This window comes from Paenibacillus sp. FSL R5-0914 (assembly GCF_038004525.1).
In the GTDB taxonomy this organism is placed as follows: domain Bacteria; phylum Bacillota; class Bacilli; order Paenibacillales; family Paenibacillaceae; genus Paenibacillus_AQ.
Genome location: NZ_JBBORH010000003.1, coordinates 1,078,344 through 1,094,099 on the forward strand (window position 1 = coordinate 1,078,344; position 15,756 = coordinate 1,094,099).

16 protein-coding genes and 1 pseudogene are annotated in these 15,756 nt (G+C 42.6%); 14 read left to right on the forward strand and 3 right to left on the reverse strand.

Annotated elements, in window-relative coordinates:
* Positions 1-104: 104 nt before the first annotated feature.
* From MKX60_RS27945 to MKX60_RS28000, 12 genes and pseudogenes are all read left to right on the forward strand, one after another.
* Positions 105-1,208, forward strand: coding sequence for an HD-GYP domain-containing protein (locus MKX60_RS27945; protein ID WP_042186374.1), 1,104 nt, complete (start codon positions 105-107; stop codon positions 1,206-1,208).
* A 231-nt stretch (positions 1,209-1,439) separates the two neighbouring features.
* Complete coding sequence (gene yfkAB, locus MKX60_RS27950) at positions 1,440-2,576, forward strand: radical SAM/CxCxxxxC motif protein YfkAB (RefSeq protein WP_076284179.1); 1,137 nt, start codon at positions 1,440-1,442, stop codon at positions 2,574-2,576.
* Positions 2,577-2,627: 51 nt separating this feature from the next.
* Positions 2,628-3,956, forward strand: a complete 1,329-nt coding sequence (locus tag MKX60_RS27955; protein WP_042193528.1) for a hemolysin family protein — start codon at positions 2,628-2,630, stop codon at positions 3,954-3,956.
* A gap of 163 nt (positions 3,957-4,119) precedes the next feature.
* The gene (locus tag MKX60_RS27960; protein ID WP_060624606.1) at positions 4,120-4,800 is read left to right on the forward strand and encodes a response regulator transcription factor; all 681 of its coding nucleotides are present in this window, start codon (positions 4,120-4,122) and stop codon (positions 4,798-4,800) included.
* The gene (locus MKX60_RS27965; RefSeq protein WP_341061589.1) at positions 4,797-6,551 is read left to right on the forward strand and encodes a sensor histidine kinase; all 1,755 of its coding nucleotides are present in this window, start codon (positions 4,797-4,799) and stop codon (positions 6,549-6,551) included. Before MKX60_RS27960 ends, MKX60_RS27965 begins: the two co-directional genes overlap by 4 nt.
* A gap of 41 nt (positions 6,552-6,592) precedes the next feature.
* On the forward strand, positions 6,593-7,117 hold the full coding sequence (gene pssA, locus MKX60_RS27970; RefSeq protein WP_341061590.1) for a CDP-diacylglycerol--serine O-phosphatidyltransferase: 525 nt from the start codon (positions 6,593-6,595) through the stop codon (positions 7,115-7,117).
* A 7-nt stretch (positions 7,118-7,124) separates the two neighbouring features.
* A complete protein-coding gene (locus MKX60_RS27975; RefSeq protein WP_042186384.1) occupies positions 7,125-7,619 on the forward strand; it encodes a DedA family protein in 495 nt (164 codons plus the stop codon).
* Positions 7,620-7,667: 48 nt separating this feature from the next.
* Positions 7,668-8,684: an AI-2E family transporter gene (locus MKX60_RS27980; protein WP_042186385.1), complete on the forward strand. Its 1,017-nt coding sequence runs from the start codon at positions 7,668-7,670 to the stop codon at positions 8,682-8,684.
* 201 nt (positions 8,685-8,885) lie between these two features.
* Positions 8,886-9,104 (forward strand): spore coat associated protein CotJA, encoded by a 219-nt coding sequence (locus MKX60_RS27985; protein WP_042186387.1) that lies wholly within the window; start codon positions 8,886-8,888, stop codon positions 9,102-9,104.
* A gap of 3 nt (positions 9,105-9,107) precedes the next feature.
* The gene (locus MKX60_RS27990) at positions 9,108-9,374 is read left to right on the forward strand and encodes a spore coat protein CotJB (RefSeq protein ID WP_042186389.1); all 267 of its coding nucleotides are present in this window, start codon (positions 9,108-9,110) and stop codon (positions 9,372-9,374) included.
* Positions 9,375-9,424: 50 nt separating this feature from the next.
* Positions 9,425-9,994: a manganese catalase family protein gene (locus MKX60_RS27995; protein ID WP_076284176.1), complete on the forward strand. Its 570-nt coding sequence runs from the start codon at positions 9,425-9,427 to the stop codon at positions 9,992-9,994.
* 191 nt (positions 9,995-10,185) lie between these two features.
* A pseudogene (locus MKX60_RS28000) lies at positions 10,186-11,625 on the forward strand (amino acid permease).
* Here MKX60_RS28000 and MKX60_RS28005 read toward each other — a convergent pair.
* A complete protein-coding gene (locus MKX60_RS28005) occupies positions 11,622-12,254 on the reverse strand; it encodes a LysE family transporter (protein WP_076301035.1) in 633 nt (210 codons plus the stop codon). The pseudogene MKX60_RS28000 and the gene MKX60_RS28005 sit on opposite strands and share 4 nt — an antisense overlap.
* Positions 12,255-12,490: 236 nt before the next feature.
* Positions 12,491-13,006, reverse strand: coding sequence for a DUF3231 family protein (locus MKX60_RS28010; protein ID WP_076284173.1), 516 nt, complete (start codon positions 13,004-13,006; stop codon positions 12,491-12,493).
* A gap of 175 nt (positions 13,007-13,181) precedes the next feature.
* Here MKX60_RS28010 and MKX60_RS28015 point away from each other — a divergent pair, with 175 nt between their 5' ends.
* Positions 13,182-13,544 carry an MmcQ/YjbR family DNA-binding protein gene (locus MKX60_RS28015; RefSeq protein WP_341061591.1) on the forward strand — a complete coding sequence of 121 codons (363 nt, stop codon included), beginning with the start codon at positions 13,182-13,184 and terminating at the stop codon, positions 13,542-13,544.
* Complete coding sequence (locus tag MKX60_RS28020) at positions 13,541-14,920, forward strand: MATE family efflux transporter (RefSeq protein WP_341061592.1); 1,380 nt, start codon at positions 13,541-13,543, stop codon at positions 14,918-14,920. Before MKX60_RS28015 ends, MKX60_RS28020 begins: the two co-directional genes overlap by 4 nt.
* Positions 14,921-15,052: 132 nt before the next feature.
* Here MKX60_RS28020 and pgmB read toward each other — a convergent pair whose 3' ends face one another.
* Positions 15,053-15,745, reverse strand: a complete 693-nt coding sequence (gene pgmB, locus MKX60_RS28025; RefSeq protein WP_341061593.1) for a beta-phosphoglucomutase — start codon at positions 15,743-15,745, stop codon at positions 15,053-15,055.
* Positions 15,746-15,756 lie beyond the last annotated feature (11 nt).

Below are 15,756 nucleotides of genomic sequence, written 5' to 3' on the forward strand. Positions count from 1 at the left end.
GGTACACCTGTCTGAATTTCCATAGAAACGGTATAGACAAAGCGTGTGACCCAAGGATTTCAATACAGAATAGCATTTTACCGTTAAAGGCAGGAGTGAGTTTAGTGCGTTTAGTATCCGTGAATCAGCTTCAAGCAGGCATGAAATTAGGTAAAAAAATATATAATGATGAAGGTCTAACTCTACTCGCGGACGGGGTGGAGCTTACGGATGCATTGATCAAGCGTCTTGCAAGAATTGATATCGGCTATATCTACATAGAGGATTCTGTCACGGACGATATTGTGATTACTGGTATTCTACAGGATGAGACGCGCAATCAGGCGCTAAAGGTGATTCGTAATCAATTTCAGCAAATGTCTGGGGCTTCAGGAATTACCAAGGGTCTGTATCATCTGGACAAAAAATTTTCTAAGATCATGGATAACATTTTAGACGATATGTCTTTACAAGAAGATCCGATGATCATGCTGATGGATATGCACACTGCTGATAACTATTTATATGTCCATTCCCTGAATGTCTGCTTGTACACTTTAGTGCTAGGTATTGCTCACGGGTATAGTAAAGAGGAACTTCGAGTGATTGGGCTAGGCGCGCTGCTGCATGATATTGGGAAGACACAAATCCCGATAAAAATCGTACAGAAACCCGGCAGGCTCAGTGATGAAGAATTCCGCCACATGCAGGCTCATACCGAGATTGGGTTTCAGATTCTAAAGGAGGAGCCGAATATCCCGCTGCTCGCAGCACATTGTGCCTTGCAGCATCATGAACGCATTGACGGTTCCGGATATCCTCGCGGATTAACAGGGCCCCAAATCCATGAATATGCCAAGTGGCTGGGTGTAGCGGACTCCTACGATGCCATGACCTCCAATAGAGTCTACAAAAAGGCTATGCTGCCACATCAAGCCGTTGAGGCCCTCTATGTTGGTTCCGGTACTTTATATGAGCAGAAGCATTTAGAGTTGTTTAGAGATCGCGTAGCTATCTATCCGCTGGGGCTTACGGTGAAGCTCAGTACGGGGGAGAGCGGGGTTGTGGTCAAAATAGATCCAAGTACGCCTCACAGACCCACCGTACGTGTGCTTACGGGTCCTGAAGGAGAGAAAGTCGTACCGTTTGAACGAGATCTTAGTAAAGCCCTCTCCGTTGTTATTATTGACGTCGCAGAACAAGGCGGTTCTCTGGAAACGCCAAATTGATTATTTATAGCAGCGTGGAGAGAAGATTAGGCTTGTCCGAAGATATGTCGGAAGCCTATTTTTCGTCTCGCTGCTTTTATTTTTTTGAAATGTAGGGCAAGTATAGAAGGCCAGAAAGATATCATAAGTGCAGTTTTTTTGACTAACGTGGTATGATATAGGGTAAGTCATCGTTCTTTCTTCATGATTTTGGGTTAATAATAGGAATAAGATTTAAAGGAGCTAGTGCAAATGAATGTTTTAAGACCATTAACATCTTCACCGAGGGAGCTGTCGCCAAGTTACGATCCATGGGATCCAATCACTTCTCTACGTAAGCATGGCCGCCATGTGCTAACGAGTGTGGAATTCACTGTAACCAATTTATGCAATATGCGGTGTGAGCACTGTGCTGTTGGTGATAGTCTAACCTCCAAAGAAGGAGATATGCTACCGCTTAAAAATATGCTAGACCGTTTAGAAGAAGTTGAGCATCTAGAAACTATTAGTATTACGGGCGGAGAGCCCATGTTCCGCGCCGGAACGGTGGATAATATCATTGTGCCATTGTTGAAATACGCCAAAGAGCGGGGAATCAGATCACAAATTAATTCTAATCTGACGATGCCGTATTCCCGTTATGAGAAGCTGCTTCCATATCTGGACGTTATGCATATTTCATTTAATTATGTGAACGGTGACGATTTTCATGAAGTCGGTTTTGCGAACAGTGGTCATGCGGTTGCCAAGGAAGCCGCTTACCGGCTATATAATACAATGATTGAGAACTCTCGCCAACTAAGTGAGGATGGTATGTTAATTTCTGCGGAAACTATGATTAATTACCGTACCCACACTAAGCTGCCTGAAATTCATAAGCTGATTCTCGACATGGGAGCAAAACGCCATGAAGTTCATCCGATGTACAATTCGAGCTTTGCTTCCGCTTTGCCAGTGTTATCTTTAAATGAAATGCGGACAGCGATCCATTCGTTACTGGACCAGCGTGATCCAGAGGTATGGATGTTGTTCGGCACGCTTCCGTTTTTTGCTTGCAGCTTCCTTGAAGAAGATCAGAAATTGCTAAGTAGAATGCGTGCAGAGAAGAATGTTACGCTTCGTAACGATCCGGATGGTCGGAATCGTGTGAACGTAAATATGTTTACTGGAGATGTTTTCGTTACAGATTTCGCTGATATCGCAGCCTTTGGCAACATAGACAACCAAAAACTGGATGATATATTTATCGATTGGCAGACGAAGCATCCGCTGAACCAGAAGGTGAATTGTTACTGCGATGCAGCAGGTTGTTGCGGACCTAACCTGTTAGTAGCGGATATGTATTATCCGGAAATTGATTTCAAAACTAGAAAAGCGATCAATCTGTAGAAATGAGGCGTTGTTAAAGTGGCGCATACGGAATTTGAAGTAGGGAGATTAATGCTTAATCTTTTGCTTGTTCTGGTGCTCGTATTATTGAACGGTATTTTTGTAGCAGCGGAGTTCTCATTAGTTAAGGTCAGGCAGTCTCGTCTGACCCAACTTGTCAGTGAAGGTAATAAAATGGCTGGATATGCACTCAAGGTAAATAAGAGACTGGATTCTTACTTATCTGCCACCCAGTTTGGGATTACACTCGCGTCACTGGGATTAGGCTGGGTCGGTGAGCCGGCCATTTCAGAGCTGCTCGTTGAACCGTTAATGTATAAAATGGGGATTACCGACGGTACTCTGATTTCTACTGTTTCTGTTGTTATCGGATTTTCGATTATTACATTTTTACATATTGTACTTGGTGAGCTTGCACCGAAATCACTTGCGATTCAAAGAACAGAAGGATCTGCGCTACTGCTCTCGGCACCGCTGATGTTCTTCTATAATCTCTTCATGCCTTTTATCTGGATACTGAATGCATCGGCGAACGCATTGCTTCGTTTAGTGGGTGTTGAGCCCGCGAATGAGAGTGAGGCAGCCCACTCGGAAGAGGAAATTCGTATTCTTATGAATCAGAGCGCTAAGAGTGGTGTCATTGATAAAGATGAGATGAAGCTGATGGATAACATCTTTGAATTCTCTGATCTTCTCGCTCGTGAAGTCATGTTGCCTCGTACGGATATGGATGTGCTGTACAGCAATCTTTCGCTCGAAGAAAATATGAAGATTATTACAGAAACAAGACATTCACGTTATCCGGTTGCTTTTGAAGACAAGGACCGTATTATTGGTTTTATTCATATTACCGACCTGCTGTTTGCTCCACCTGAGCAGCAGAATGATCTTACGACGCTGGTTCGACCGATTCTTAACGTGCCGGAATCGATGGAGATTAGCCATACGCTTCGTTTTATGCAGAAGAATAAAGCTCAGCTAACGCTAGTTGTCGATGAATACGGCGGTACAGCCGGGTTACTGACAGCAGAAGAAATTCTGGAAGAAATCGTAGGCGATCTGCATGACGAATTCGAAGATGAGCGTCCGAGTGTGGAGCGTAATGGTGATTATATTTCCGTTGAAGGCCGGATGCTGATTGAAGATGTCAACGATCTTACGGGTGTAGTGATCGAGGATGATGAAGTGGATTCCATTGGTGGCTGGTTGTTTAAGGAGCTGGAGGGGAATCCAACCAAAGGAAAACGGGTTAAAGTAGAAGATGTGATATTTGAAGTCGAGGAATCGACAAGATTGCGGATCACTCGAATTAATATCCATCGGGAACCCCCCATTGAGAACGAAGAAAATCCATCAGAGCCGGACGGAAATAAAGAATAACCTATTGAAAATTGTGCGTATTGTTCCGAGTGATCAGGGATAAAATGAACTCCTCCTGCTAGAGCTGCATGGCTCATGACAGGGGGAGTTTTTTGTGGACACATAAAGGACATAACGCTCGACTATGCTAATATTTATAAATGGTTTGAAAGCGGGGTCTAGATTGAAAAAGAAGCTTCTTCTCGTTGAGGATGAAATTCGTATTCGTGAACTGGTGTCTGATTACTTCATACAGAATGATTGGGAAGTACTCGAAGCCGATAATGGAATAGATGCATTGGTTTGGTTTGACTCACTGCTGCCGGATCTGCTGATTTTGGATATTATGATGCCTGCTATGAATGGCTTTGAAGTATGCCGTGAAGTTCGTGAAAAATCAGCGGTACCTATCATTTTGTTAACCGCCAAGTCTACAGATGACGACAAAATCTACGGCTTTGAATTAGGAGCGGATGATTATGTTACAAAGCCATTTAGTCCAAAGGTGCTGGTAGCCCGGGCAAATGCACTTATGAAGCGTGTTGAAGGCTCCCATCAACCTGAATCTAGCATAATAAAATTTGGTTCCGCGATGTTTAACACCTTAGCTCATCGGTTAGAGGTAGAAGATGCGGAAGTGGAGCTTACCCCTAAGGAATATGATCTTTTATGGCTTTTAATACGAAATAAAGGGATTGTCATTTCAAGGGATACGATCCTTAGTCGGATCTGGGGAATTGAATTTGAAGGAGATTCCAGAGTTGTGGACAGTCATATCAAAAAGCTGCGAAGTAAATTGGGTTATGAATCACGTTTTATTCGTACGGTGATTGGCACAGGGTATATGTTCGAGGAAGAGGCATGAGAAGACGTGGAATTACCTTTAAACTATTTGTGATGACGGTTATCTTTTTCCTTTGCTTTTATGGCATGGTGATTCTAAGCCAACTGCTGTTGTTTGACAATTTCTATCAGAAGCAAAAAGAGCATCGCGTGGAGAAACACCTTAAGAGCTTTGCTGCAAGATATATAAGCGAGCCGTGGGGAAGCACTCGAACCTCCCAGGAGCTCGTTCGGTTTATGCTGCGGAATAAAACACAAATGGTTATTTTGAAGCTGGATGGAAAGATGAATTCGGAAGATCCATTTCATATAAAGTTAATCGATGATGATGGAAAGAGTATAGTTATCTCTTTATCCCTATTCATGAACCAGTACGGAGATGCGCTTAGAGCAGCAAACATTAAAGTAGATGATCAGCTCAGCATTGAAGGCGAACTTCTGGATGAAGACAGTTCTTCACCCTTTATACTCTACCCCATAAGTATTACGAAAAAAGGGGGTGGAACAGTAGGGGATGCTGAAGAGAGTGGGATGATTCATGCATCTGGTACAGTTACAGAAATTGTACTGCCTGATATGAAAATATGGAATCCACGCCAGGGAATACTGTTTGAGGCTCTAGAGGAATGGTTTCCTTTGACGCAGGCGCAGATAGACGATTTCAAAAAAATGAAAATACAGAAGCAAGACTGGATTGCTCCCTGGAGCGGGAGTCGCAATTCTGTGATTATTTTGCCCCTTAAGCAAAGTAACGGAGAAATTGAACTATTATTCACAGTGACCTCGTTACAGGAAGTTAAGGATTCGAATGAAGCGTTACATTGGTTCTTTTTATATTTGGGAATTGGCGGCATTGTCCTGATTCTGATTCTTTCCCTCTTTTTTTCGAAAATGGTAACACGTCCGCTAATTAAGTTAAACAACATAGCCAAACGGATGGTTTCTCTGGACTTTACAGGGGTCACATCAATTCGGCAGAAGGATGAGTTAGGCAGCCTTTCTAATAGCATGTTCACCTTATCGCTAAGTTTGGATTCTGCTTTACGAGAATTAAGAGAGGCCAATCAGCAGCTAGTTGAGGATATGGAGCAGAAACAAAGAATGGAGATCATGCAGCAGGACTTCTTTGCCAATGCCTCCCATGAATTGAAGACACCGCTCAGTATTATCAAAGGTTTTGCCGAGGGATTGGAAGACGGCGTTAGCGCGGGCAAGCAGGATCACTACATTAAGGTGATTATTGAGGAAGCAGATAAAATGGAGTTTCTTGTTAAAAATATGCTAGATCTAGCGCGGTTGGAGTCGGGCACTATTAAACTTCGGAAAACTTCCTTTATGTTAAGTGAACTGACGGAAAAGGTGACGGACAAGCTGGTTCACTTGCTGAGTGAAAAACATTTGGAGGTCATTATTATTCCTGCAAATGAATTACCGGTATATGCTGATGTGAACTGGATCGAACAAGTTGTACTAAATTTTATGACCAATGCTATCAGGCATGCGGAAGAAGGAAGTTCTATCACCGTCAATATTGAGAGTCATGCCCAGACTATTGTATTCACTATTCAAAATATAGGAAAATCAATCCCTGAAGATCAGCTGGAGAAAATTTGGGAACGGTTCTATCGGTCTGAGCCATCCCGCAGTCGAATGACAGGCGGTACGGGTCTGGGGCTTTCAATAGCGAAGCGAATACTAGATATGCACGCTTGTCTTTATACTGTGAAAAACACAAAAAACGGTGTTAGCTTTACGATGACTTTTGAAGGTTAAACGGATCAATAATAATACTGTAATGAAAGGGGTGAAATCGTATGAAATTGAACTGGTTGCCTTCAACGTGCACACTTGCAAACTTGGGACTCGGGTCACTATCCTTGTATTTCACGATTCAAGAACGATATAGCCTGGCTTTATTCATGATATTGCTCGCGGCAATATGCGATGTACTCGATGGGTTACTGGCAAGAATACTGCAATGTACCAGTGAATTCGGTAAGCAATTGGACTCATTGGCGGATATTATATCATTTGGTTTAGCGCCAACCTTCCTTATCTTGTTGTATAGGTTAGAAGATGCTCACTGGATTGGACCTGCAGTTTCGGTTCTCTTTTTGATCTGTGGCGCACTTCGTTTGGCCAGATTTAATCTGTCGGCGCCTTCCAAAGGGTTCGTGGGGATGCCCATTACTGCTGCTGGAGTCATTCTGTCGATGATTTCTTTACTAGATGAACGTATGAAACCAGGACTGGTCATCGTATTAATGGCAATACTGTCTGTAATGATGGTCAGTCGTATCCCATTTCCTTCCCTTAAAAAATCCTTCAACAGGAAGTGATACAGCCATGCCTTGGATTATTGAGATCATTTCGCAGTACGGATATTTAGCCATATTTGCCCTTATGGCGCTTGGGATTATCGGACTTCCTGTACCGGATGAGGTGTTAATGCTGTTTGTAGGCTATTTATCCTCCGTTATGGTTTTGGACTTTTCACTTTCGGTATTGGTTTGTTTCATGGGATCTATCACAGGAATGCTTATCAGCTATACCATTGGTTTAAGACTAGGGCAACCTGTGGTAGAAAAATTCGGCAAGTGGGTGGGCCTTACACCCAAGCGTTTTGCCAGTATGAAAAGATGGTTTTTGCGGTTCGGCAACTGGGCGATTTTCATTGCCTATTTCATTCCCGGTCTGAGGCATGTATCAAGCTATATCTCTGGAATCAGTGCTATGTCTTTCAAAAAATATATACTCATAACGACTGCAGGAGCGCTAACCTGGTCACTCCTTTTTGTTTCCATCGGCTTTTTTGTGGGGGCTAAGTTTTCTTTTTTATAGCCAGTGGATGATCAGCAATATTAATCGCAATCGAATGGAGCAAGATCTATGAATGTATTGAAGCGATTCTACGCGAATATAACCACCAGGCGTTTTTTTATTCTCGCACTTATCGGGTTGCTGCTGTTCAGTATTCGAGGGATGCTTAATCTGGTGTTGCTGACGTTTTTGATTGCTTTTGTCATGAACAGCTTTCAGACATTGCTTAGTAAACGAATTGGTAAATTTATGAAGGTTAACAGTAAGGTGATTATTGTCATTTTATACCTCGCTTTAATCGCAGTGATTGTACTGGCCCTTGCTAAATATCTCCCTAAAGTATTGGAACAGATTAAGCAATTAACCATCTTCCTTACCAATCTCAAACCAGAAGATCTCCCGCAGAACAAGATTACATTGTATTTGTATGATATGCTCAGGGACCTTAACTATCAGTCCTACATCAAAAGAGGTATCGATTATGTGTTGAAGGTTAGCAACTGGGGTGCGACTTTCGTTATATCGACCATTCTAAGTTTTGTGTTTATTCTGGAGAAGAACCGGGTTGTCAGTTTCACTTCTAGAATGAGAGAGAGCCGAATTGCCTGGTTTTATATAGATCTGGAGTATTTTAGCCGAAAATTCATCGTTTCCTTTGGGAAAGTAATTGAAGCGCAAATTCTCATTGCCTTATTCAACACCTGTCTTACTATTATTGGCTTGTGGCTGCTTAACTTCCCATATTTATTTGCCTTATCGATCTTGATTTTTCTGCTCAGTCTCATTCCGGTGGTTGGTTTTTTGATTTCGCTCATTCCGCTCTTAATCATCGGCTACAACATCGGCGGTCTGACAACAGTCACTTATGTGCTGGCGATTATTGCGGTATTACATTTTATCGAAGGGTATTTCTTGAACCCAAAGTTGATGTCCACAAAAATGAATTTGCCGATGTTCTACACCTTTATAGTGTTGTTGTTTTCTGAGCATTATATAGGTGTCTGGGGACTTCTTCTTGGCATTCCCATCTTTGTTTTTATGTTGGATATCCTTGAGATTACCCACGAAGATTCGTCAAAAAAGTGAAGTCTAGATCTTAATATTCAATAAGATCCAAATAATAAGCTGTTTTCGGTACTTTTCCGAAGGCAGCTTATTTGTTGTGCAATTGCATGACAATCTTGCTCCAGTGCTTTTTTTATAAATAACGTTTTATAATGTGTCCTGCTGTCATAAGTTAGCTAAGGGAGTAATAAACAAGGAACAGGAACAAAGGAGGTACGAAAAATGGAATCACAGCTACGGAGGTATACCCCGTTTAGGGGCCCGTTTGATCCTTGCCCACCGGTACCATTCAAGACATATGTAGTTCCACCGAATCAGTTCATTAACTTTCAGCCACCCGATCTTCCGCAGTTTAGTTTACAGGAAGCTTTGAAGTATGGCACGCTCTGGCCAGCACTGTTCAGCCCGTATGAATCTAAGTGCAAAGGAGGAGGGAAGTAGACTATGGAGGCAAACCCTTGCGATCAACGATATTATGAAATGCTTGAACAGCTGCAGACTCTTGATTTTGCCTTGGTGGAATTAAACTTATATCTGAACACTCATCCAGATGATTTAAGAAGTATTGAACAATTTAATCAACTGACTCAGGAACGTACCAAGCTAGCGAATCAATTTCAGGAATTATATGGTCCGCTGCAGAATTTTGGTCGCGCTTATTCGAAATGTCCGTGGGAATGGAATCAGGCTCCTTGGCCTTGGCAGGTGTAAGAAGTGTGTACTGTAAGGAACTAAGTTTCTAGAGGAGGGGAAGTTCCCGAATGTGGATATATGAGAAGAAGCTGCAATATCCGGTACGGGTCGGTAAATGTGATATCCGGATGGCGCGTTATTTAAGTGAGCAATACGGAGGAGCCGACGGTGAGCTCGCCGCAGCCCTGCGCTATATGAATCAAAGATACACGATTCCGGATAAAGTTATTGGCGTTTTGAACGATATTTCTACAGAAGAATTCGCCCACCTCGAGATGATTGCCACGATGATCTACAAGCTGACAAAGGATGCGTCTGTTTGCGAATTAGAGGAAGCTGGATTAGGACCGCATTTTGCAGCACATGATCATGCCTTGTTCTACAATAATGCCTCAGGCGTACCTTTTACAACGGCTTATATTCAAGCTAAGGGTGACCCACTGGCTGATCTTTATGAGGACATTGCGGCTGAAGAAAAGGCTCGAGCTACATATCAGTGGCTGATTGACATGACGGATGACGTGGATCTGCAGGATAGCCTTAAGTTCCTGCGGGAGCGGGAAATCATCCATGCGATTCGGTTTAAAGAAGCGGTGCAGATTATTATTGATGATCGGGATCAGAAGCGGATATTTTGAGGGATACTAAAAAAGAGTAAAGTGACCTATTGGTCACTTTACTCTTTTTAAATTTATATAGGTCTCATTCCCTTTGCATTATATAGAATAAAAAAAGTCCGCATGTACTTATGAGTATAAGGACAGCCTATTGGAGTGTGTAAAATCCAGAAGGTGAACTTATATCTTCTTTACGAAAAGGACTGAATTCTTTGAACCAAGCTTCTACTAATTCAAAAAGTGAAAAGAAATTGAAATGGTGGCAGTTAAGCTTATAAGGCGTTGCAGGTACAATTGGAACCGGGTATTTCTTAGGTTCAGGCTTAGCGATTTCTATAGGCGGGCCAGCAGTACTGATCGCTTACATCTTGGCTGCTATTGGGACGTATATAGTATTTGATGCTCTTTCACGTATGACAGCAGAACAACCAGAGCAAGGATCTTTTCGTTCCTATGCAAAAAAAGCATTCGGCAGCTGGGCGGGTTTCTGCAGTGGTTGGGTTTACTGGTTTTCGGAATTGTTAATCATGGGTAGTCAACTAACTGCTTTATCTATTTTTTCGCGCTTTTGGTTCCCAGCGGTGCCTATGTGGATATTTGCTGCAGGGTTTGCTTTATTGGGACTTGTCATCGTCTTTTTTGGGAATAAAGGGTTTGACCGGGTTGAGAATGTGTTGGCTGTAATAAAAATAGCTGCTATTCTCATGTTCTTAATCATTGCGGCTTCTCTATTGGCTGGTTGGATAGGCGGAGGGAAGTATACACCGAAGGTTCCATTAAACTACACCGCGCTATTTCCTAAAGGAGGGGTGGGGTTGTGGTCTGCCTTTCTGTTCGCTTTTTATGCTTACGGAGGGATTGAGGTACTAGGAATTATGTCCAATAGACTTCAAAAGCCGGAGGATGCACCAAAGGCAGGAAAGGTTATGCTGATCGCCTTGGTTATTGTATACATCTTGTCTATTGGTCTAGCTGTAATCATGGTGCCGTTTAGTGCGTTTAACTCGAAAGAAAGTCCGTTTGTTCTAGCGCTAAGTAGTGATCATTTGGCTTTCGTGCCTCATTTATTTAACGGAGTGTTGATTGTCGCTGGCTTCTCTACAATGACTGCGTCACTCTACGCTGTAACTTCAATGATGATTACCCTGTCTCAAGAAGGAGATGCGCCGAAGTTATTTTCTCGGAAGTGGAAGGATAAATATCCTTTTTATGCCCTTACTTTGATCACCGTTGGGATTACGGCGGCAGTGGTGATGTCACTATTGTTACCAGGAAAAGTGTATGAGTATATCACTACTGCGGCTGGGTTAATGCTACTGTATAATTGGTCGTTTATCCTGCTGTCTTCTGGAAAACTGTTAAAAGGAAGTCGGTTTAGCACGATTAAACGTTGGCTAGGATTGCTGCTCATTGGGCTCGCGGTCACAGGTACTCTTTTTCATTCACTCAGCCGCCCAGGGTTATATATTAGTCTGTTGCTTGTCACACTGATCGCCGTTTGTGATTGGATCGTGACACGTGTTCGTAAGAAACATACCGTTGATACGGATAAGGAAGCGAGTAAAGGGAATTTATTGTTAGAAATTCAGGGAATAATAGATTACTCAAAGGGTCCGACAAAAATCATTAGACCCCAAAAAAACAAAACTTAATGAAAAAACAATAGCTGAGCAGCTTGTATACCAAAATAAAGCCCAAAACCAACAAGCGAAAGACCTGACAGCACGGAGATCGATTTTAAAACACGGGTTGTCAGGACTTTACGAAACATGCTTGTGGCGACCGCCATAGATACATCCCAGATCAAAATTCCGAGTACAATAGCTCCGCTATAAATCAACAGCTGTTGCATCGGATACTCCATGGCCGCTTTGGCCAAAATGGACCCGTATATCCCTAGCCAAAATAATATGGAAAGCGGATTGAATAAAGACATCAGTAAACCGGACCAATAAGACTTAGTTAAAGATGAATCACTGCTTCTCATACCGGGTTCAGAAATCACACCAGCATTTTTAATGCTCTCTATGCCCGTATACACCAGCACAAAGAAACCAAATAACCACAAGAATGCTTTAATAAAAGGGGATTCGAGCAGATGGATCACCCCAAAGTAAACTAATAACATGAAAATGATATCTGCACTTATGGCTCCAAGCCCCACTACCCAAGCATGCCAGAAGCCCTTACGAATTCCATTGTCCAGTTGAGCGGCATTAATAGGGCCAATAGGTGCGGATAGCGAAAGACCAAGAACAATATATCCTATGAAAGTATTGATAGCATTCCCTCCTCTCTAATGTTTGTGTGTAGTACTAGCCTATTCAAAAGAAACATTTTGTAGGACAACCAAAAAAGGCCTCCGATTTATCGAAGGCCTTTTCAGGGTACAATCAAATTAATGAGAAATGGTATTATTCACTGTGGTGTTGTAGCTGTTTCAATGATTCCAATCGCATAGCTGTAAAATAGAAGCTCCGCCCCAACAACGGAGCGGAGTTAAACACTTTTTAAGACTTATTCAGACTCTGGTCTTTTTACCTGAAGTGGTGGAGGAATTAACCAGCCTTTTTTCTTGCTCAAATTGAGAATTTTAACGCCTATTGCTGCTTTAGTTAGGTGATATTTTGCAAATAATGCACCGATATCTTCTCTGATAGAAAGACCCATAACCTGGCTACAAGCTACCAATCCTGTAGCAGTGTCAGCAGCAATTTTAGCAGCAATCTCGGGATCTGTGAATCGTGCACCTACAGGAATATCTTCAAGCTTGGCTTCGGGTCTATTTGGCATCGCTGGTACGGAAGCAATCCCGTTATCTGCCAGCAGCGTATCACACTCACTAACTTCAAGCTCGGCTTGATCAATTAATGCGCCTAATACTTTTTTGAGATCATTGTCGCCGGCATGATATAAGTAAGCTCGGTAACACGAAAGGGCGCCCTTTGCTACCATCGAAGCTTGCCATACACTAAAGATCTCTCCATAATGCATCGGTTCATCCTTGGGGTTGCCACCTAAAATTCCTGTCATAAGAAAGCTCCTTTATATTTAAATTTAAACGTATGTATTATGCCCATAAATGTTCAGATGTTGCGGTTTTTGTCTACTTCATAGAAACCTGCTCGGGTGAACAAAATGATATAATTAAGAAACGTGGTTAATGGCAGAAATGATCAGATCTTTGATCAGAAAAGGAGAGAGAGAGTTGAAGAATAACATCATCGAATATTGTTTGAAAAAGAAAGGGGCGACTAAGGAGCATCCGTTTGGGCCTACTCCATTGGTCATCAAAGTGGCTGATAAAATGTTCGCACTTATTTTTGAGGAAACAGGGAGGGTTGTTCGCTTAAATCTAAAATGTGACCCGATCATTGCGGAGAACTTAAGAGAGCAACATGATTGCGTTCGACCGGGATTTCATATGAACAAAAAGCACTGGAATTCAATCATGATCGATGGTTCCTTGCCAGCGTCGGATGTCTTTGACATGATAGACCATTCCTACGATATGGTTGTCAAAAAGCTTCCTAAAAGCCTCCGTGAAGCTATATTGGAAATGAATAAATGAATAATCAAATGAAGGATCGTTTTGCCAACCAAAGTATACCCAAGCTTATTTTCTTATTGGCTATTCCTGCCGTTATAGCTCAGCTAATCAATGCCATGTACAGTGTAGTTGACCGGATGTTCCTCGGAAGAATGGAGGAGGGGGGGACGCTAGCCTTATCCGCTATAGGGATATCTTTTCCGATCATTATGTTGATTTCAGCATTTGCAGCTCTAATCGGAGCTGGTGGGGCACCCCTAGCTTCAATAAAGATGGGCGAAGGAGAACATAAAAAAGCAGAAGAATTACTGGGAAGTTGTTTTACTATGCTGGTTATGGCATCCATAATCCTAACCGCTTTATTTCTTATCTTTAAGTCGCCATTCTTAACTTTATTCGGAGCGAGCCACGATACATTGCCGCTAGCCAACGATTTTTTAAGCATTTACCTTCTAGGAACTGTGGCGGTGCTCATTTCTTTAGGATTGAATCCGTTCATTGCAGCACAAGGATACGCCAAAACAGCCATGCTCACGGTATGTATTGGAGCGGTTGTGAATATCGTCCTTGACGCGATTTTTATTTTTGAGATGAATATGGGCATTAAGGGTGCAGCGTTGGCAACTGTAATTGCCCAATTTATTTCGGCTATTTGGGTATTAGGGTTCTTAATCTCTAAACGAGCTCATCTGCGCTTGCGTCTATCGAATATGCGCATTAAACCTAAAGAAGCTGCAAGTGTACTTGCATTGGGGCTTTCTCCGTTTATTATGATGTCGACCGAAAGTTTAATTCAAATTGTATTTAACACGTCCTTAGCTAAATTTGGAGGCGATATGTACGTTGCTGCCATGGGGATTATGGGCACGCTGATGCAAATCTTTGGGACGTTGTTATCTGGTTTTGCGCAAGGGGCACAGCCTATTATTAGCTATAATTATGGAGCTCGCGATTACGCACGTGTAAAATCCACCATTTTATATTGCAGTGTTTTTTGTGCAGCTTTCGGATTGTCGATGTGGGGCGTGGCCATTTTTGTTCCGAAGCTGCCCATTATCATTTTTACCAATAATCCTGAGCTGGTGGCTCTGACCGCTAGATTAATGAAGATATTTTTCCTTGGCACTTGTATTTTTGGTATTCAATTAGCCTTTCAACAAGTATTTATTGCTTTGGGACAAGCACGAGTTTCTATTTTTATCGCGATCTTGCGTAAGATTATCTTGCTTATTCCATTAGTACTTTTGCTCCCGACATTTATTAGCCCGAAAACAGATGCAGTGATTATTGCTGAGCCTATTGCTGATTTTTGTGCGGCACTGACTTGCTGTGTTTTATTTGGACTCACTATAAAGAAGCTTTTTAAAGATAGGTCTGATAAAGCTGGAATGCTGTGAGGATGCCCGCAATGGCGAATAGAAGTGGATGTTCTGAAAAGTATATTTCAAACAAAAGCCGGCAAGCTCCCTTTAGGAGCTTGCCGGCTTAGTTTGTGACTTACATATATTGAGACTGGGAATCCCAATTATTTAGCTTACTCTATTCTTTATAGCAGCGAATTGCTGGTTTAGCTCGGAGTAGTTAAGTTCAGCAGTGTTGTTCAAGTTCATATCAGCGATGGACAAGCTCTCCTGTATGGAGATATATACAGCGAACATACCTGCCGCTCTGATCGCTTCTACCCCGGCGACTGCGTCTTCGACCCCGACGCAAAATTGCGGATCTACACCAAGCGCATCGGCGGCGGTCAGGAACACTTCCGGGTCTGGTTTGTTGCGAGCAAGCTTGGCTGCATCTACAATAACTCCGAAGTCTTTCTCCATACCTAGAAGGCGGATAACTGTAAAGGCATTTTTACTAGCGGAGGCAATGCCAGTCTTCACTCCGTGGTCCTTCAGCTCGGCGAGCAATTCAGAAATACCAGGCAGCACATCGGCTGGGGTTACCTGCTGAATGAGTTGCTGATAAAACTCATTTTTGCGGGTCGCCATCTCCTCCATCTCTTCGGGAGAATAGGTGTGCGGAGTTGCCGCTTGTCCAAGTAGCAACTCCAGTGAGGCTATGCGCGATACACCTTTGAGGTTCTCATTGAACTCTCGGGTGAACGGGAGGCTCAGCTCTTTCGCAATCATGCCCCAAGCCTGATAATGATATTCTGCGGTATCGGTAATAACGCCGTCTAGATCAAAGATTACGGCTTGAATTTGAGATGTTGCATTCATTGTGTTTCGCT